14 protein-coding genes are annotated in these 18698 nt (G+C 54.6%); 12 read left to right on the top strand and 2 right to left on the bottom strand.

Translation table 11 applies throughout. The annotated features are described in order from the left end of the window. Positions 1-87 precede the first annotated feature (87 nt). The 7 genes from PKO02S_RS13375 (at position 88) to PKO02S_RS13345 (ending at position 8838) form a co-directional block, all read left to right on the top strand. Positions 88-2688, top strand: a complete 2601-nt coding sequence (locus PKO02S_RS13375) for an Ig-like domain-containing protein (protein ID WP_127583550.1) — start codon at positions 88-90, stop codon at positions 2686-2688. A 296-nt stretch (positions 2689-2984) separates the two neighbouring features. Beyond that, complete coding sequence (locus tag PKO02S_RS13370; RefSeq protein WP_127583548.1) at positions 2985-3359, top strand: hypothetical protein; 375 nt, start codon at positions 2985-2987, stop codon at positions 3357-3359. 282 nt (positions 3360-3641) lie between these two features. Further along, on the top strand, positions 3642-5015 hold the full coding sequence (locus PKO02S_RS13365) for an MFS transporter (RefSeq protein ID WP_127583546.1): 1374 nt from the start codon (positions 3642-3644) through the stop codon (positions 5013-5015). Positions 5016-5110: 95 nt separating this feature from the next. Beyond that, positions 5111-7114, top strand: a complete 2004-nt coding sequence (locus PKO02S_RS13360; RefSeq protein ID WP_127583544.1) for a DUF4838 domain-containing protein — start codon at positions 5111-5113, stop codon at positions 7112-7114. 105 nt (positions 7115-7219) lie between these two features. Continuing rightward, the gene (locus tag PKO02S_RS13355) at positions 7220-7606 is read left to right on the top strand and encodes a YkvA family protein (protein WP_127583628.1); all 387 of its coding nucleotides are present in this window, start codon (positions 7220-7222) and stop codon (positions 7604-7606) included. 67 nt (positions 7607-7673) lie between these two features. Continuing rightward, complete coding sequence (locus PKO02S_RS13350; RefSeq protein WP_127583542.1) at positions 7674-8288, top strand: hypothetical protein; 615 nt, start codon at positions 7674-7676, stop codon at positions 8286-8288. Between the two features lie 154 nt (positions 8289-8442). After that, on the top strand, positions 8443-8838 hold the full coding sequence (locus PKO02S_RS13345; protein WP_127583540.1) for an RDD family protein: 396 nt from the start codon (positions 8443-8445) through the stop codon (positions 8836-8838). Between the two features lie 472 nt (positions 8839-9310). Here PKO02S_RS13345 and PKO02S_RS13340 read toward each other — a convergent pair whose 3' ends face one another. Next, complete coding sequence (locus PKO02S_RS13340; RefSeq protein WP_127583538.1) at positions 9311-11746, bottom strand: MMPL family transporter; 2436 nt, start codon at positions 11744-11746, stop codon at positions 9311-9313. Positions 11747-11875: 129 nt separating this feature from the next. After that, positions 11876-12490: a TetR/AcrR family transcriptional regulator gene (locus tag PKO02S_RS13335; RefSeq protein WP_127583536.1), complete on the bottom strand. Its 615-nt coding sequence runs from the start codon at positions 12488-12490 to the stop codon at positions 11876-11878. Between the two features lie 251 nt (positions 12491-12741). Here PKO02S_RS13335 and PKO02S_RS13330 point away from each other — a divergent pair, with 251 nt between their 5' ends. The 5 genes from PKO02S_RS13330 to zapA all read left to right on the top strand — a co-directional run. Beyond that, positions 12742-13617 carry an Rpn family recombination-promoting nuclease/putative transposase gene (locus tag PKO02S_RS13330; protein ID WP_127583534.1) on the top strand — a complete coding sequence of 292 codons (876 nt, stop codon included), beginning with the start codon at positions 12742-12744 and terminating at the stop codon, positions 13615-13617. A 23-nt stretch (positions 13618-13640) separates the two neighbouring features. After that, on the top strand, positions 13641-14081 hold the full coding sequence (locus PKO02S_RS13325; RefSeq protein ID WP_127583532.1) for a DUF6398 domain-containing protein: 441 nt from the start codon (positions 13641-13643) through the stop codon (positions 14079-14081). Positions 14082-14461: 380 nt separating this feature from the next. Beyond that, entirely contained in the window at positions 14462-15496 is a 1035-nt protein-coding gene (pheS, locus tag PKO02S_RS13320) for a phenylalanine--tRNA ligase subunit alpha (protein WP_127583530.1), read from the top strand. A gap of 28 nt (positions 15497-15524) precedes the next feature. Beyond that, complete coding sequence (pheT, locus tag PKO02S_RS13315; RefSeq protein WP_127583528.1) at positions 15525-17972, top strand: phenylalanine--tRNA ligase subunit beta; 2448 nt, start codon at positions 15525-15527, stop codon at positions 17970-17972. Positions 17973-18108: 136 nt separating this feature from the next. Continuing rightward, positions 18109-18698 (top strand): cell division protein ZapA (zapA, locus tag PKO02S_RS13310; RefSeq protein WP_127583526.1); only part of this gene is annotated, 590 nt, incomplete at its 3' end.

Below are 18698 nucleotides of genomic sequence, written 5' to 3'. Positions count from 1 at the left end.
GTATTATGCAGGAAATCGGAACCATTATATAATGATCTGCGGCTCGGAAAAAAATGGTGGATACGGGAAGGATGAACGAATAATCCGATGAATCGCTTTCGACTTCTTATGATGGTGTTGATCTTCGCGCTAGTTGCCAGTCCCTCTATCACTCCGGGAACCGCCCAGGCGGCCGATGAAATTTCCAAGCTGATTTTGAACAAAAACGAGCTCGCGCTGCAAGTAGGCGAAACGGCGAGCCTGACGGCAACGGCTGTTTATCTCAGCGGAGCTACGGAGAACGCCACGATCAAGACCGATTGGAATTCCAGCAATTCCGAGATCGCTTCCGTCTATGCGGGGGTAGTGACCGCCAAGCGAGAAGGCAAGGCCGTGCTGACCGCTACGTATATGGGTAAGATGGTTGTCGTGAATGTCGATGTCAGTAAAAAAATCAAATCACTTACGATCGATAAAAGCTCTATGGATTTGCGCTTGAATGCCTCCGAGCAGGTCACGATCACAGCCTATTACGATGACGGCACGACCGAGGATGTCACCAAAAAGGCCGATTACACGGCGGCCAGCAGCTCGATCGTTACGGTTACGAATGGACTCGTCAAGGGACAACGTCCCGGCAGTACGAGGGTGACCGTCAAATATATGAACCAAACATTGACGTTGGACATTGATGTAGAAGTGGTCCGCCGGATCGATACCGAACAGTCGAAAGTGTCTTTGTTTAAGAACGGGACGGCGCCGATCAAAGTATGGGCTACCTATCCGGACGGCACCGTTGCAGATGTTTCGGAGTTGATCGAGTGGACGACTGACAATGCCCAAGTTGCGGATGCGATCAAGGGCTTCGTGACCGGCTATGGGGTTGGGACAGCGACCTTGACGGGCTCTTACGGGACGAAGTCGACCACGGTACTTGTCGATGTCGACAGCACCTTGAAGCTGGAATTGGACAAGCCTGGTCTGCTGATGAAGAGAAATACATCCGGCGAGCTAAAGCTGACCGCTACTTATACGAACGGGGAGACCGAGGATATATCGGATCGTGCGGAATGGACGTCCAGCGACACCAATATCGTTGAGGTGAGCAAAGGCCGGCTGCACGCGACTGCGATTGGGGAAGCCGTTATTACGGCCAAGTATGGTGCCAAAACCGTACAAGCTTCAGTGGACGTAGAAGTTCCGCGTCGGTTGGTCGTCAGCTCCGACCTGCTCTCGCTGCAGACCGGGCAGGTGCAGCAGTTGGTGCTGTCCGCTTATTATGCCGACGGCACTAGCGGGAATGTCGGCGGGGATGCCGTATGGCGTGTGGATCATGAGGACATTGCCCTTGTCCATAAGGGAAAAGTGACCTCCTATAAAGCAGGTGTCGCCACCGTGACCGCAGAGTATGGCGGCAAGAAAACGACCACTCGGGTCGAAGTGGATGTTCCGGCTATTATCAAAGCTGGCAAAAAGATTGTAAACTTGCAAATCGGCGATTCTTCTAAAGTGACCCTGGAAGCGCAATTCAAAGACGGGCGGAAATCGGATATTACTGCGAAGGCGGAGTGGACAAGCAGTAATGGAGACATTGCCGATGTGCGAGAAGGGAGCATTACGGGGATTTCTACAGGCGCCGCTACGATCAAGGCAGAGTTCGGTACTCGGACGGCCGTCATTCAAGTGTCGGTCGGCGTCTTGAAAAGCTTGACCGTTAGCAAGGACAAGCTGGATCTGCGCAAAGGCGATGCCGTCACGCTGCAAGCCGAAGCTTTGTATATGGACGAGACGGAGAAAGACGTAACGATGGAGGTCATCTGGACGAGCGCCAATAGTAAAGTGGCGTCGGTGGATGGCGGGAAAGTAAAAGCGGTAGGGCCGGGCGATACGACGCTCAGCGCTCAATTCGACAACAAAACGGTGACGATTCCGGTTCAGGTGGATCGGGCCGATGAGCTTACAGCCAGCAGCCAACATCTCGTGTTCGACTTGTATGACACTCGGGCTATCCAATTGACCGCGGCCAATGCCAGCGGCGCAATTCAAGATGTGACGAAGGAAGCCGAGTGGAAAACAAGCAACAGCGCGATCGCCATGGTGACGAAAGGCGTAGTGACGCCGGTTTCGCGCGGCAAAGCTACGATCACCGCCTCCTACGGGGGGAAGAGTGTCACGATTTTAGTGGAAATCGGTGTGGTGCAATCCCTTGCCGCCGACAAAACGTACATCGTCATGAAGAGCGGCGAGCAGGTGCAGATTCGATTGAGCGCCACTTTGGCGGATGGTTCGGTGAGAGAGGTCAGCGATGAGGCGATCTGGAAAGTGTCGTCCTACAAGCTCGGCACAATCTCGGGCGGGCTGTTCACGGCTACAGGCTCCGGCAAAACGACCATTACGGCAACGTTTGGCGGCAAGTCCGTCTCGGTGCCGGTAGAGATCGACTCGCTGAAATATTTGAAGACCGACGTGGTGAAGCTTACGCTGCAGGAAGGGAAAACCGCCAAAGTCGAAGCGATCGCCACCTACTCCGACGGCGTAGACGAGAACGTGACGCTGCCCGCCTTGTGGACCTCCTCGAACATCATGGTTGCCGATGTGAAGGACGGCCTCATCAAAGCCACCGGTAAAGGTACCGCGCGCATCACCGTCACGTTCGCCAACAAGAAGACCACCGTACAGGTGACGGTGAAACCCGAAGCTGCCGACTAACATCGGCGGCTTTTTTTTCACTATATTTCCCGATATCTATACTATACCGGAGAATCGGCGGCCTTTTTGCTGGATGTTCAGGCTTTGTGTGAGCGTATGGGAATTTGCAAGGGAATCGTTAAGAGATTGTGAGGAAGATGCTGCGGGTTTAGCTGGAATCGTGTCGGAGGTTGTCGAAAGCATCCTGGAAAATTCATATTTGATTTTAAAAGTAACCTAACATGTTTCCGGTACAATGAAGTCATCAGCAAGATCGTACGGACAAGACCATCCCATAATCGAAGGAGTGTTCCCCCATGCAAGCAGCTTTCTCTCTTAACGAGATAGATGTTCAACCGCACCCGTCCAGAGACTTGATCACGTTTGGAAAATCCGGGACTTTCCGCTATGTGCTGATTCGTCTTCCCTACTCGTACGGTGGAGACCTAAACAACTGCGACAGCGACCGATATTTGATGAAAAAGCTGAGCAATGCGGAGATCGGCAGCCTGATCGGCACGACCGTCGAATACGTCGATTGGCTGATGAGCAACTTGAACCGCAGCGAGATGCTCACCTATGAGAGCGGCAACTTCTTTGTCAAGAAGCTGAGCACTCTTCGCTCCCCGTCCAGGAAGCCGAGTGCGTTCGAGCGTTATGACTATCCAAGCAGCAAGCCGTATGTGAGTTGAGACATGCGGTTTTTTTATTGGGAGGGAAGCGGCCTAGTCGACTATTCGAAAATTGGCTCTATGAATTCCCCGGAGCGACGGTACAATTGATGGAGATGAGTAACGAGAGGAGCGATGCAAACGCCAGATGGCGGATGAGGCTTCGCTCTTTTGTTATAGGCTGCTCCTATGAAGCGATAGCCCTTGAGTATTTCTGGAAATCGCCCCGGCTGTGCTATGATTCCCGTAAACGGGTGGACGACAAGCTTCCGCGACACCTACCCTAAAAGAAGGTGATCCCGCATGGCACTAACTCAACCAAGACCCAAAATGACACGCAAAGAAACGATGCTCATAACTGCCGTTGCGCTCGGCACGCTGCTGAACCCGCTCAACACGACGATGATCTCGGTCGCCTTGTCGCGCCTGCAGGAGGAGTTCCAGCTCACGTTCGCCGATGTGTCGTGGCTCATCTCCACTTACTACTTGGCCAGTGCGATCGGGCAGCCTCTGATGGGCAAGTGGAGCGACATGTTCGGCCGCAAAAAGGTGTTCCTGTTCGGGCTGCTGCTCGTCACCCTGTCGTCGTGCCTGGCTCCGCTGTCGCCCAGCTTCGGCTGGCTGATCGGGTTTCGCATGATCCAGGCGCTGGGCAGCTCCGCCGTATTCCCGTCCGGCATGGGGATCATCCGCGAGCAGATCACTTCAGGACAAGCCCGGGCGCTCGGCTTGCTCTCGGTCTTTTCCAGCACGTCGGCGGCTTTCGGGCCGTCCCTCGGCGGGTTGCTGCTGCACTACGGGGATTGGCCGTTGATCTTCCTGTGCAACTTTCCTTTTATTATAGGTTCCTTCGCGCTGGCATGGAGAACATTCCCGAAGGATCCCAAGCCGGCAGCAGGCACCAAGGCCAAAATGGACTGGACCGGCGTCGCCCTCTTCTCGGCTGCGATCTTCATGTGGCTGCTATTTTTCCTCTCGCTCGCGGACGGATTCAGCGTGTGGAAGCTCGTCGTCAGCGTGGGTTTGTCGATCTGGCTGTATCGGTTCGAGCTTAGCCGGAGCAAACCCTTCATTGATGTCGATTTTCTTCGCAAAAATAAAGCGGTAACCCGCATCTACGTCCAGTTCATCTTAACGAATATCGCATTCTATTCGATTATGTTCGGCATCCCCTCCTACCTGCAGCGCGTCCAACAGATGGATCCGCAGAAGACGGGGCTCGTTATGCTGTCGATCGCCGGCTTTAGCGTACTGGTGACGCCGCTTGTAGGCAGGTGGATCGATCGGAGCGGGTCCAAGCCGTCTCTCCAAGTAGGCACATTACTAGTCATAGCCGGCAGCTTGCTCCTGCTGCTTATCCGAGACCAGGCGAGCACGGTGACGATTTTCCTTGTCCTGTGTGTGCTCGGCATCGCCAACGGCTTCAACAATTTAGGCATGCAGACAGCTCTGTACCAATTTATCAAGAAGGAAGAAACCGGCATCGCCTCGGGGCTGTTCATGACTTCGCGGTTTATCGGGACTATACTGTCCTCCAGCTTGCTCGCCGCCTTGTTCGGCAAACAGATCACAACTCCGAACCTGCACAGCATGGCTTGGGTTTGTGCGGTGCTAGGTGTGATTATGGTGGGGCTGACGATGCTGCTGCCCAGAGGGGACGTTCAAAAAGCTCGATAAAAATCCCATAGTTTAGCAGAAAAAGACATATCCGCCTTCCTCGGGATCTAGTTACACTTAGGACACAACCGTGATCTCGATGGAGGCTAAGCGTAATGTCCAACCAACTAATGAACGTGAACGAAAGGCATATCCGCGTTGTGGGTGAGCATCATACTTTATTTTTCGCGGCGCGCGAGCTTTCTAAGTACTTGGGAAGAATGACGGGCGAACTGTTTTTGCTGGAAAGAGAGAAGTCGTTTGAGAATGAAATCGTGCTCGGCGTGTTTGGCGATCTAGAAAAGAGTCCCCGATTCAGCCATGAGGATCCTCGGTTTGACGATGAGATTTATGCCGACTTGCAGGATGGGAAAGGGGTCATTTCCGGCGTAAACCCGCGGAGTGTGCTGTTGTCGGTGTATCGGATGCTTACGGAGCTCGGATGTCGCTGGGTCCGTCCAGGTGCGCTTGGGGAGATCATCCCTCGAGTAGCTATTGAGCATATGGACTGCCATATCAGCGAAAAGCCGAGCTTGCGTCACCGCGGGTTATGCTTGGAAGGCGCGAATACGTTCGAGAACGCCATCGAAATGCTGGAATGGATGCCCAAGGTCGGCATGAACACGTTTTTCATGGAGTTTATGGAGTCCTATGCTTTTTTCAACAACTGGACGAGCCAATCGCAAAACAAAAAAATTCCCGGCTACGAGCTACCCGTCGATACGGCACGCCGTTATCACAATCAAATCATAGAAGAAGCCAAAAAACGCGATATGATCTATCACGGGGTCGGACACGGCTGGACTTGCGAGCCTCTGGAGCTGCCTTCGCTGGGGTGGGGGCCTTTTGAAGGGGAAGTGAAGGAGGAGTATAAGGACTGCTTGGCCCTGATCAACGGCAAACGAGAAATATGGGGCGGCGAGCCGTTGAATTTCCCCAACACCTTATGCACGAACCTCTGCTACTCCAGCGAAAAGGTTAGGCGGTTGATGACGGAATGCATTACCAATTACGCCAAGAAACACAGCTACATCGATGTGCTTCATTTCTGGCTGGCCGACGGCTACGACAATCAGTGCGAATGCGACTCGTGTATCCGTAAAACACCGTCCGATTGGATGGTCATTATGCTGAACGAGCTGGACGAGAAGCTGACGCACGCCGGACTCGAGACGACCATTTGTTTTGTTTTGTATGTGGAGCTGCTGTGGGCGCCGGAGGTGGAACGTCTGAACAACCCTTCTCGCTTCAAAATGCTTTGGGCGCCGATCACAAGGACGTATTCGAAGTCTTATCGGGAAGATCCGGCCGTGCAGATGCCGCCTTTCGTGCTGAATCGGAACGTGAAGTCGTTCCCCAAGACGATCGAGCAGAACGTAGCGTCCCTGCGCGATTGGCAGCAAGTGTTCGACGGCGACAGCTTGACGTTCGAATACCATATGATGTGGGACCATTACAACGACCCCGGTTACTTCAGCATCGGGCGAGTTTTGAGCGAGGATATTAGAAATCTCGGGACCATCGGCTTGAATGGGTACATTTGCGACCAGCCTTTCCGGGTTTTTATGCCGACGGGGCTCCCGATGCATATCATGGCGCGCACATTGTATGACACCGGATTAACCTTTGACGAGATCGCAACGGATTATTTCGCCTACGCCTTCGGGGCGGATGCTTCGCGCGTGCAGGCGTTTTGCGAGCGGATGTCGGAGCTGTTCGAGCCTGCTTATTTTAGACGGGAGAAGCCGTGGCAGGATGAACAAGCCGCAGAGCGGTTCTCGAGCGTGGAGGCGGTGGTGGCCGAGTTTGTGCCGATCATTAAGCGGAATTTGTGGGACCCCTCGCCCGTCGTCTCCGAGAGCTATAGGATTCTGGACGCTTATACCGGCTACTTGACCCGCTACGCGAAAATGGCGGTCTGTCTGGCGCACGGGGACAAAGAGGCGGCCGCCCGAATTTGCGAGGAAGAAGTGTGCGAGTATTTGTCGGGGATTGAGCTGGGCTTCCAGGACACTATGGACGGCTACGAAATGATGCGGCATGTGCGGGGGAAAATCAAAGCTAACGCGCTGGAGCTTGTGACGATGCAAGGCGATGATAAAGAGCATGTTTATGTATAGACGTGGAACAGGAGAGAAGCTGCCGGAAGGCGGCTTTTTTCTGCTAGAGGGGCGGGCAACCGTGCTATTATTAAGGAAACAGTTTTGGAAAAGGAATTCATCGTCATGTTGGAGAAGCTGCGGAAGTGGGCCCTAAGGTTGAAGAAACAAGTGTTTGTGCTTTACTTTGCCTATAAGGATAGCCGCACCCCTTGGTATGCCAAAGCGTTTGCCGTGTGCGTCGTGGCGTATGCTTTCAGCCCGATTGATTTGATTCCGGATTTTGTGCCCATTTTGGGGTATCTGGACGATTTGATATTGATTCCGCTAGGTGTGGCGTTGGCTTTGAAGCTGCTGCCGAGTGCTGTCATTCAAGACTGTATGGAGAAAGCAGAGGCGCGAGTCCAGGGAGGGAAGCCGAAAAATTGGCTCGTGGGAAGCTTGATCATAGTGGCGTGGCTGGCGGTCGGTGTTGGGGGTTCGGTTTGGGTGTATCGGTGGTTGGCGGGTTGATAAGAGGTGGTGAGGAGAGTCGGTCTTGCAACCTAGTAAAGGTAACAGTTGAAAATGAGGTGAACGGATGCATAGCTGGGAAAAAGCTTTAATGGAAGTATGCGAGTTGTCTAGCACTTCTCCCGATTTGGAATGGATACTGGTCGGCTCGGTTGGATCTGTCCTGCAAGGATGTGACATGACGCCGGGTGATGTGGATATATATGTGAGGCATCATGCGGACGTTGAGCGATTCGCAAGGATTCTGGAAGGTTATTCACTTCAGCGTAAGTATGAGGGTCCTTTGGGGAACGATTGGTTATCCTCAATTGAACAGCCTGTCTTTACCCAAACGTTCGGATCGGGGTTCACGTGGACGAAAGGCTGCTGGCTGATCGAAGGCTTCAAGGTTGAGGTCGTCCATATTTCCGATTCTGCGGGGATTCCGGATTCGCTGAGTGGGGAAGGGATTTGGGAAGGCGGGCGGTTTATATGGAGCTATTGTAAACTTGTGAAATGTGGAGCATTTTCGATCCCCGCGGTTCCGCTGGAAATCCAACTGGAATCGAATTTAAGACGCAAGCGAATGGAGCGGGTGCAATCTATTGTGGCCGCCTTGAAACAAAACGGCTACGATGCAGACTTGCTTAACAAGGCTCTCTCGACGGAAAACTTAAACTATTTCGCCTCCGCCGTGAAATAAGAAATGGAGCAGGTCGTTCGGACCAGTATGCAAGAAACGTAATTATTTCCTGGAAAGATTGCGGCATTATTCCATTTGCGGGCTCATACATGATTAAATGGGTGAGGAAACGGTTCGCACGGATATGATTGCCACTTGACTAGGGAGGGATACTGTGTTGACAAACAATCCTGCAGGTTTCTGGGTTCGGTTCGGCGCTATGATTTTGGATGTGTTGATAGTGGGCTTACCACTGATCACCATCGCGCTTGCTTTAGGGGATAAGTATTTGACCGACTTGATCTCGTTCCTGTATACGCTCTTGACTCCAGTCTTCTGGAAAGGGTACACGATCGGGAAACGGATCAGCGGCATCCGCATCGTAAGAGTGACTGACGGAAGTCCGCCCGGTCTAGGGACGATGCTGCTTCGGAATGTGGTGGCTGGCCTGGTCTATGCCATTACCCTGGGCATCGGCATCATCATAAGCGCTATTATGGTGGGGAATCGCGAAGACAAACGGTCGATTCATGACATGATTGCGGGTACTACGGTTGTTCACGACAAGTGAGAGTAGTGCGAGGCAGCAGGCTGCCGGGATGACTGGTGGCCTGTTTTTGCGTTTATCTCGTGTGCCGGAGGGAAATAAGGTGATGGCATAATAACAACTTAAGTCAGTTTGAGACCAATCATTACCCTGCATCGCACCCGGCTGGCCGGTTCAGCTGACAGTAACGATGGCATAGCGCCACTTGGCGGGACTGGAGCAGCGTTCTCCATGCACTGGCCCTTTGCAGTCCGACTATTCGGACTACAGCACCCATGGTTGCCTCAAGGTCCTCCCTCCCTTCAGCTTTACTAGCCCAACTCCCATCCGTCCACCTACGTTTTCGACACTATCCCTTCCGCTCAGGCAAGTGAGCTCGAACTCCACTTGGGTGCACAATTCTCTCGTTTCCGACCAGTAACTCAGGGGTTAGCCCGCTCGAACAACAAAAACGCCAGCCGCACCTGGAGACAGGTGTCGACTGGCGCTTTTTGACTTAGCGGGAAGTGACCGGCTTGCGGGCTGATTCGCGGGAGTTGGTGTCCGCGTGCTTAGGTGCCCCTGATACAGCGTTTGCAGCACGATCCCTAGCGTTCAACTCGGCGATCAGCTTGTCGCCTTCGACGTCGAGATTCGGCAGCAGCCGATCCAGCCATCGAGGCAAATACCAGGCCTTGTCGCCGAAGAGCGCCATGACAGCCGGGACAAGCGCCATACGGACGACGAACGCATCGATCAAGATGCCGATCGCGAGCGCAAAGCCGATCTGCTTGATCATCACGTCATGCGCGGTGATGAAGCCTGCGAAGACGGCGACCATGATGACGGCGGCGGCGACTACGACGCGGCTCGCTTGGCTGTAGCCATGGACGACGCTTTTGTGGCCGTGGTGGCCGTGAACGTAAGACTCGCGCATGGACGAGACGAGGAATACTTGGTAGTCCATCGCCAAGCCGTACAGAATCCCGGTAATCATAATCGGGATAAAGCTGAGCAGCGGACCGCCGGTGTCGAGTCCGAATAGCTCGCCCAGCCACCCCCACTGGAACACGGCGGTTGTCAATCCGAAAGCAGCCAAGACGCTGAGCAAGAAACCGACGGTTGCCTTGATCGGAACGAGAATCGACCGGAATACCAACAGCAAAATAAGGAGCGAGAGGACCACGATGATCCCGATGTAGATAGGGAATACTTCCGCCAGCTTAGCGGATGTATCGATGTTGATCGCGGTGAACCCGGTTACCCCGAGGGTTACGTTGGAATTGTGGGCAACCGCAGAGTCGGACGAGCGCAAGTCTTCGACTAACTGCTTCGTTTCCGCATCGGTAGGCCCGGTTTTCGGGATCACGCTCAGAATGGCCATCGTGCCGTCCGGATTGACGCCAAGCGGTGAAACGACGGAAACATTGTCTACTTGCTGAATATCTTGTACGAGCTTCATGAGCAGCTGCAGCGACATTTTGCTAGCTGCATCTTTCGTTTCGGCAACAAGGACGAGAGGCCCGTTAAACCCTTCACCGAACCCGTTCGAGATGGCGTCGTAGCTTTGTCGGGCAGTCGTATCCAAGTTGGCGCTGGCGCCGGACGGCATGCCCAAATCCATCTTGGTTACCGGGATTGCTGCTGTTCCGAGCACGAGGATGATGCCGATAATGACCGGCCAGCGGAATTTGACGATGCCCTTCACCCAGCCGTTAGCCACTGCATGCGACTTTTCGGCGGCCAGGTTGCGGCTTTTCTCGCGCACCTTGCGGGAGCAGATGCGTTCGCCCATGAAGCCAAGCAGCGCAGGCAGCAGCGTAAGGGCCAGCAACACGTTCAAGAATACGGTCAAAGCAGCTACGAGAGCCATCATGCTCAAGAAACCAATACCGATGACGAGCAATCCGCACAAGGCGATGATAACCGTCAGTCCGGCGAAAAACACGGCGCTTCCCGCCGTCCCGACTGCACGGCTGGCGGCTTCGCGCGCGGTCAGCCCTTGATCCAGGATGAGACGGCGCTGGCGGTTCACGATAAAGAGCGCATAATCGATGCCGACGGCCAACCCGACCATTAACGCCAGAACGGGAGTAACGGACGTCATAGTGACGAAGCTCGATACGGCGAAGGCGCCGCCGACCCCGATGGCAACCCCGAAGAGGGCGATCACAAGCGGCAGTCCTGCTGCAACTACGGAGCCGAGTGTCATAACGAGTGCAATGGCTGCGACGACCAGACCGTAGATTTCATTGCTTCCAACTGGAATTTCCGGTTTTTTGAGCGTGTCGCTCGGCAATACTTGAATCCCGGTGGCGCTAGCCGCATCGCTGACCGCTTCTACAATCGAATAGGCTACGCCGTCTGGCAACGAGGTTTGTTGGACGGTAAACTGAAATTGAAAAAGCGCCACGCTGGCGTCATTCGCAATCAGCACACCCGGCACGGGTTGGCCTTGGTAGATCAGCGGCCCATATGGGGGCAATTGCGTCTGAGCTCCGGCAGTAGTACCAGCAGTAGCACCAGCAGTAGCTCCGGCTTGTGCACCCGCTTGTGCCCCTGCTTGCGCTGCTGGAGCAGCCTGACCGCCGCCGGCCGACATACCGCCTGCAGCCGCCGCGTAATCAGCCGGATTGATTACGTACTCCAGCGTGTATACCTTGTTGACCGCATTGAGGATTGCGCCTACACGCTCTGGTGTGTCCAGCCGCTCCTTCTCCGGCGCCTTGAACACGACGCTACCCTGTCCGCCGGACGCTTCCGGAAGCACCTGCTCCAGCTTATCCAGCACCTTTTGCGCCTCCGTGCCTTCGATCTTCATCTCCGGACTGACGTGCATGCCGTTCACACCTAGCAGCGTAAGCACGATGCCAAGAATAAGCACCCAGCTCGCGAGGAAAAGCCATCTTTTATCGTAAGCTTGTTTCCCCAATTTGTATAAAAAAGTAGACATAGGTGACCTGTACCTCCTGTGAGTGAAAAAATGACCATGACCGATCGTGCTTACCGAGCAAACCAACGCACAAAAAGCTGCTCTAAGCACGAAAATCCGCCTTGCAGCGTCTCGCGTACTAATGCCAAGCTAAAACCCGTCCCGCAAATAACCGAAGCTCCTGTCCAAATACTGATCGAACGAGACGACGTCTGGCGTTTCGTCCACCTGATCGCCTGGAAGCTGCACCTGCAGGCTGCCGTCGATAATCGGCAAAATCGCCCCGTAAACAGCGCCGATGAGCAGATGCGTGTAGCCCTCCGGATGCCGACCAGCGAACAGCTCGTTCAAAGCTTCCTGAGCCTCTCGCTGCAGGCGGCGGAACAAGCTAAGGATATACGGCTCGAGCGTAGGATGCTGCTGGGACATCGAGACGAGCGTGCGCATTTTCCGAAACAGATCCGCTGTAAATTGCAGCTTCAACCACCGATACAGGACATCGAGCGGAGTCGCGTTTTCCGGCATTTTCGCTAGCTCGGCTTCCGCCTCTTCCACCCCGTCAAAGGACATGGCCGCCATCACCACCGCTTCCTCTTTGCAAGCAAAATGATTGGCAAACGTTCGGCGGGAATACTCGGCGCGCTGCACCACATCCTCGACGACAAAGCCGTCCAACCCGCGCTCCAGCGCAAGCTGATAGGCAGACTCGGCCAAAGCGTGGGCGGTCGCTTCTTTTTTTCGATCACGCAAGCTAAGTTTGTTCATACGATTACGCCTTGGCGTGCACCTCATTTCCGAGCAGAATTCACTACTAGCATAGAAGCTAATGTATCAAATCGTTGCCCATTGTGCAATTATGCGCGATGAGTATTTTTGCTCAAGAGGCATATTTGTTGCAGCTTCGTGAACACGTTCTCGTGCAGGGACAGCTGGTTTCACTCATACCCTTACCATTTTATCCAAGTCAGGAACAGGCAATGTGGTATAATGGAAGCATCTCATTCGGATGAGGAGCGTTGCCGTTGACTTTTGCAAGGAGGCTTAGGCCAAAGAACGATTTTATCTTTCAGAGATTATTTGGTGAAACAGAGACGAAAGAGAGTCTGATTGCGCTGTTGAACGCCATCCTTCGTTTGGAGGGCCCCAATCGAATCGCGGATGCGACGGTTATCGAGAATAAGCAGCTAGCCAAGGAATTGATCGACGACAAGACAGGCAGGCTGGATGTACGGGCGGAGACGGCGGACCGCGTGCAGATTGATATTGAAGTTCAATTGGCCGATCAGCGCAATATGGAGAAACGAACGTTGTTTTATTTGAGTAAAATGTTCGTAGAATCGATCAAAGCGGGAGAAAATTACGATAATCTGAAGAAGACCATCACGATTAACATCTTGGACTTTAACTTGCTCCAGTTGGAGCGCTATCATAGCACCTTTCACTTTTACGAAGATCATGAAGACAGCTTTATGCTAACCGATGCCATGGAGATCCACTTTATTGAGTATCCCAAGTTTCAGAAGGTAGAGAAAAATGTTCATGATCCGCTACACCGGTGGCTTCTATTTCTGGACGAGAAGCTTCCGGAAGATCAGTTGGAGGAGTTGATTCGAATGGATCCGGTGATCAAGAAAACCGAAGAACGGTTGGAATGGCTGAGCGGCGATGAAGAGACCCGGCGCTTGTACGAGGCGCGGGAGCACTCCCGGATTGAGCGGAACAGCATCATTTCGGACGCGATGGAAAAGGGAATGGAAAAAGGAATGGAGAAAGGCAAGATAGAAATTGCGATCAATATGTTGAGGAAAAAAATGGGGATTCATCAGATTGCCGAGCTGACTGGGCTGAAGGTTGCGGAGCTCGAGCGAATCAAGAAAGAGGCGGGTATGTAAACCTTTCAAATAAGGAGGAGCATATGAAGGATCCGAAAATGTTGGAAAAAAAGGAAAAATTGCTGCAACTGGTGAAGGGCTTCTGCGAAAAATATCTGGATGAAGAATACGAGCAGCTGTCTTGCAGTATGGTAGAGAAGCTGGGCCGCAAGCGGGCGGTTCCCTTCATGTCGGGCAAGCTGGAGGTTTGGGCGTCAGGCATCATTCATGCCATTGGAACAGTCAACTTTGCATTCGACAAGAGCTTTGCGCCGTACATATCGGTTCATGATATATGCGACTATTTTGGCACAGCGCAGAGCACCACCACTCAGAAGTCCAAGACGATACGAGATATGTTCAAAATGAGCTATTTTGGCGGTGAATTTGCTACGCAGAGTTCGCGACGCAGCAATCCGTTCAACGATTTGGTATCTATAAACGGCTTTATTGTCCCCGCAGATTTTCTGCGCAAGAAGCTGTAGGCGGCTGTGCACTTCTGACCCTCGGCACGCATCCACTTGCATCCGAGCCGCGGTTTGCCTATAATAGTCGATATATGTAAATGCATGGACGGAGAAGAGTAAGCAGTGCTTCCTTACAGGGAAGAGGCGCCGCAGATTGAGAGCGTCTCCAGGGAACAGGCCGCCGAAGTTCGCTCCCGAGCAGTCCCTTGAACGAGCGTCTAGCATCAATAGACGTAGTAGAGGGTACCGGCCACGAGCCGTTAATTCGATCAAGTGAAGCCAAGCGACATGCGTACAGCACAGTCCAGGCTTAACAAGGGTGGTACCGCGAGCACATTCGTCCCTTACCAGGGAGAGGTGCTCTTTTTTGTTGAATTCGTAGAGGAGGCGTTGCGAAAATGAAAGAACGTTTACAGGCATTAAAAGCCGAAGCGCTGCAAGAGCTGCAGCAAGTGTCGGGCAGTCAGCAGCTGAACGACCTGCGGGTCAAATATTTGGGCAAAAAAGGGCCGCTGACGGAAATCCTGCGGGGCATGGGGGCGCTGAGTGCGGAAGATCGTCCGGTCATCGGGCAAGTGGCGAACGAGGTGCGCGCCGCAATCGAGGAAGTGCTCGAAGCGAAGCAAGCCGAGTTCCAACGCCAAGAAACGGAAGGCCGTCTGCAAGCGGAGACGATTGACGTTACGTTGCCGGGGCGTCCGTCGGCGCTAGGTGCGGTTCATCCGCTGAACAAAGTTATCCAGGAGATCGAGGATATTTTCCTCGGCATGGGCTATACAGTAGCGGAAGGACCGGAAGTGGAGAAAGACTACTACAACTTCGAAGCTCTGAATCTGCCAAAAGACCACCCCGCGCGCGACATGCAGGATTCGTTCTATGTGACGGACGAGATTCTGATGCGGACCCACACGTCTCCGGTGCAAGTGCGCACGATGGAGAAGCGCAAGGGCGAGGTGCCGGTCAAGATCATTTGCCCAGGCCGAGTATACCGTCGCGACGACGACGACGCCACGCATTCTCACGTGTTCACGCAAATCGAGGGGCTTGTTATCGACCGCCATATCCGTATGAGCGACCTCAAAGGCACATTGCTGCAGTTCGTGCAGGAAATGTTCGGCAAGCAAACGCAAATTCGGCTGCGTCCGAGCTTTTTCCCGTTCACGGAGCCTAGCGCGGAGGTCGATGTGTCGTGCATGATGTGTTCCGGCAAAGGCTGCCGGGTTTGCAAACATACAGGCTGGCTCGAAATTCTCGGCTCCGGCATGGTGCATCCGCGGGTGCTCGAGATGGCCGGCTACGATCCGAAGGAATACAGCGGCTTTGCGTTCGGCATGGGCGTGGAGCGGATCGCGATGCTCAAGTACGGCGTCGACGACATCCGTCATTTCTACATGAACGATCTGCGGTTCTTGAAGCAGTTCGTCCATATTTAGCTCACGGGAAAAGGGAGGGGCATAAGCGATGAAGGTTTCCTATAAATGGTTGTCCGAGTATGTGGATTTGAGCGGCTTCACGGCATCGGAGCTGGCGGAGAAGCTGACGCGCAGCGGCATCGAGGTCGATGTGGTCGAGAACCGCAACAAGGGCGTTGAAGGTGTAGTCGTGGGTTATGTTAAGTCGCGCGAAAAACATCCGGATGCGGATAAATTAAGTGTGTGCGTTGTGGACGCAGGGCAGGACGAGGACTTGCAGATCGTATGCGGCGCACCGAACGTAGCGGCTGGGCAAAAGGTGCCGGTTGCGGTTGTAGGGGCCGTGCTGCCGGGCGATTTCAAGATCAAAAAGGCGAAGCTGCGCGGTGTCGAGTCGATGGGGATGATTTGCTCGGCCAAGGAACTCGGCTTGAACGACCGGCTGCTGCCGAAAGAAATCCAAGAAGGCATTCTCGTGCTGCCGGAAGACACTCGAATCGGCACGTCCATTCTCGACGTACTGGCGATCGATGACGAAGTGTTGGAGCTCGACTTGACGCCGAACCGCTCGGACGCGCTCAGCATGCTGGGCGTCGCCTACGAGATCGCGGCCATTCTCGGCCGCGAAGTGACGCTGCCGGACAACGAGCAAGGGCTCGGCGGCGGCAATGGGGCGCAAGCGGCCGACCACATCGGCGTCCGCATCACAGCCGGCGAGCAATGCTCGCATTATGCGGCTCGCCGCGTGGAGGGCGTGCGTATCGCACCTTCCCCGCTGTGGATGCAGAACCGCCTGATGGCGGCGGGCATCCGCCCGATCAACAACATCGTGGACATCACCAACTACGTGATGCTGGAATACGGACAGCCTCTGCATGCGTTCGATGCCGAGAAGCTGACGAACGGCCAGATCGACGTGCGTCTCGCGAATGAAGGCGAGAAGCTGACTACGTTGGACGATGCTGAGCGCGAGCTGACATCGCAAATGCTGCTGATCACGGACGGCGTGAAGCCGGTCGCGATCGCAGGCGTGATGGGCGGCGCTAACTCCGAGGTGACGCCGCAGACGACGACGCTCGTCCTCGAGTCCGCACGTTTCTCCGGCGGCTCGGTGCGCAAGACGTCTCGTGCGCTGGGCTTGCGCTCCGAAGCGAGCCTGCGCTTCGAGAAGGAAGTGAATCCGGAAGCGGTCATCCCCGCATTGAACCGGGCCGCATCGCTAATCGCCCGTTATGCCGGCGGTCATGTGAACGAAGGCATCGTCGAAGCGCGGACGTTGGACCCGCAGCCGGTGGACATTACATTGCCATTGGCTAAAGTAAACAGCTACCTAGGCACCGATTTATCGCTGCTTGAAGTGAAGGTGCTGTTGGGCCGTCTGCATTTCACCTATCAGGAAGTGGCGGAAGAGACGCTGCTCGTGCATGTGCCTTCCCGTCGGGGAGACATTACGCGCGACGTCGATTTGATCGAAGAAGTGGCGCGGCTTTACGGCTATGACAACATTCCGACGAGCTTGATCCAGGGCGTCACGACGCCGGGTTCGCTGACGAAGGAGCAGAAAATTCGCCGCATTCTGCGCAGCTTGCTGACTGGCGGCGGATTGCATGAGGTGAGCACCTACTCCTTCACGCATCCGAGTCAGATCGAGGAGTTCAAGGGCATGTATCCGGAAGCGACGCCGGTGAAGCTGGCGCTGCCGATGAGCGAGGAGCGCAGTACGCTGCGTACGAGCTTAATTCCGCACCTGCTGGACACGGCGGCTTACAATCGGAACCGGAATACGAATGATGTGGCGATTTTCGAAATCGGCAAAGTGTTCGTAACGAAGGAAGACCGCCTGACGACGCTGCCGGACGAGAAGCTGATGCTCGGCATCCTGTGGACGGGTAAACGGAGCGGAGAGCATTGGGGCGGCAAAGCGGCTGCCGTGGATTTCTATGATCTGAAAGGCGTCTTCGAGACGATCGTATCGGATCTGGGCATTCAGGGCGTTCGCTACAAATCGGCGGCACCGGAAGGATTCCATCCAGGACGGACGGCGGAAATAACGATTGAGTCTGCACGCGGTGTCGTGAACGTAGGACGCCTCGGACAGCTTCATCCGGCGCTGCAGCAGGCGAAGGATCTGGACGACACTTATGTGCTAGAGATCGAGTTGCAGCCGTTGTTCGACTATGCGGACTTCAAGATCGAGTATGCGCAGCTGCCGAAATACCCGGCGATCGGGCGCGATATTGCGGTCGTCGTCGACCGCGGCGTGGCTGTCGGCGATTTGCTCGCCAGCGCGAAGCAGACGGCAGGCGCTCTGCTGGAGTCGATCGAGGTGTTCGACATCTTCACCGGCGAGCGTCTCGGAGCCGACAAGAAGAGCGTGGCGATTGCCCTCGTCTACCGTCACGCGGACCGTACGCTGACGGATGAGGAAGTAACGGAGCTGCATGGCTCAGTGGTGCGGGTTCTCGAAGAAACATTCCGCGCAGAGCTGCGTAAATAGGAAGGAAATAGCACCGGTCACATCGAATGTTATTATAGCGCGATGGACCGGTTTCTTTTTTTTGGCGAAGAAATGAGGCATGGCGTGAATCCTCGATTCCGACTACGGAACGTTAACCCGGAAAGGAAGTGCCTAATTGAGTAACGAAGAAAAAATTCGAGTAACCGTTGACATATATGGTACCTCCTACAAGCTGGTCACAAACAACAGCGTCGGCTATGTGAAACGCGTTGCCCAATATGTGAATGATCAAATGCATCAGATCGCGGCGGGCACGCAGCGGCTGGATGTGCCTAGAATAGCGGTGCTGGCGGCGGTCAATATGGCTGACGAAACGCTTCAAGTGAAGCAGGAGATGGAGAATCAGGTTCATCAGCTGGAGGAAGCGAAGCAGCTCAAGGACGCTTATGTCGAGCTGGAATTGCAGGGCGAGGCGCAAAAGGCTAAGCTCGAGCGCGAGCTGGAGCGTGTCCGTGGCGAGCATGAGCGGGCGTCGGCCAGGTTGCGCGAGGACAGCGAGCAGGCGCTGGCGCGATTGAAGGCGGAGCAGGCGGGATTGTTAGAGCGTGTGCGCGGTGAGCATACGAGCGAGCATGAGCGCATGCGGACCGAGCATGAGCGAGCGCTGGCGGAGGCGCGCGAATCGAGTGAGCAGGCGGCGGAGCAGCTGCTGAGCGAGTTCACGAGCGAGCATGAGCGCGTGCGAGGCGAGCACGAGCGAGCGCT

The sequence above is a fragment of the Paenibacillus koleovorans NBRC 103111 genome (assembly GCF_004000845.1).
GTDB lineage: Bacteria > Bacillota > Bacilli > Paenibacillales > NBRC-103111 > Paenibacillus_AA > Paenibacillus_AA koleovorans.
The sequence above is the reverse complement of the archived record's forward strand: the minus strand, read 5'-3'. Positions and strand labels throughout refer to the sequence as shown.

Bases quoted from the DNA above. Each gene is read 5' to 3' on its own strand.
- PKO02S_RS13335 (WP_127583536.1), bottom strand. From the start codon at position 12,490: ATGAACAAACTTAGCTTGCGTGATCGAAAAAAAGAAGCGACCGCCCAC.
- pheT (WP_127583528.1), top strand. From the start codon at position 15,525: ATGAAGGTTTCCTATAAATGGTTGTCCGAGTATGTGGATTTGAGCGGC.
- PKO02S_RS13365 (WP_127583546.1), top strand. From the start codon at position 3,642: ATGGCACTAACTCAACCAAGACCCAAAATGACACGCAAAGAAACGATG.
- PKO02S_RS13360 (WP_127583544.1), top strand. From the start codon at position 5,111: ATGTCCAACCAACTAATGAACGTGAACGAAAGGCATATCCGCGTTGTG.
- pheS (WP_127583530.1), top strand. From the start codon at position 14,462: ATGAAAGAACGTTTACAGGCATTAAAAGCCGAAGCGCTGCAAGAGCTG.
- PKO02S_RS13355 (WP_127583628.1), top strand. From the start codon at position 7,220: ATGTTGGAGAAGCTGCGGAAGTGGGCCCTAAGGTTGAAGAAACAAGTG.
- PKO02S_RS13375 (WP_127583550.1), top strand. From the start codon at position 88: ATGAATCGCTTTCGACTTCTTATGATGGTGTTGATCTTCGCGCTAGTT.
- PKO02S_RS13340 (WP_127583538.1), bottom strand. From the start codon at position 11,746: ATGTCTACTTTTTTATACAAATTGGGGAAACAAGCTTACGATAAAAGA.
- PKO02S_RS13325 (WP_127583532.1), top strand. From the start codon at position 13,641: ATGAAGGATCCGAAAATGTTGGAAAAAAAGGAAAAATTGCTGCAACTG.
- PKO02S_RS13370 (WP_127583548.1), top strand. From the start codon at position 2,985: ATGCAAGCAGCTTTCTCTCTTAACGAGATAGATGTTCAACCGCACCCG.
- PKO02S_RS13350 (WP_127583542.1), top strand. From the start codon at position 7,674: ATGCATAGCTGGGAAAAAGCTTTAATGGAAGTATGCGAGTTGTCTAGC.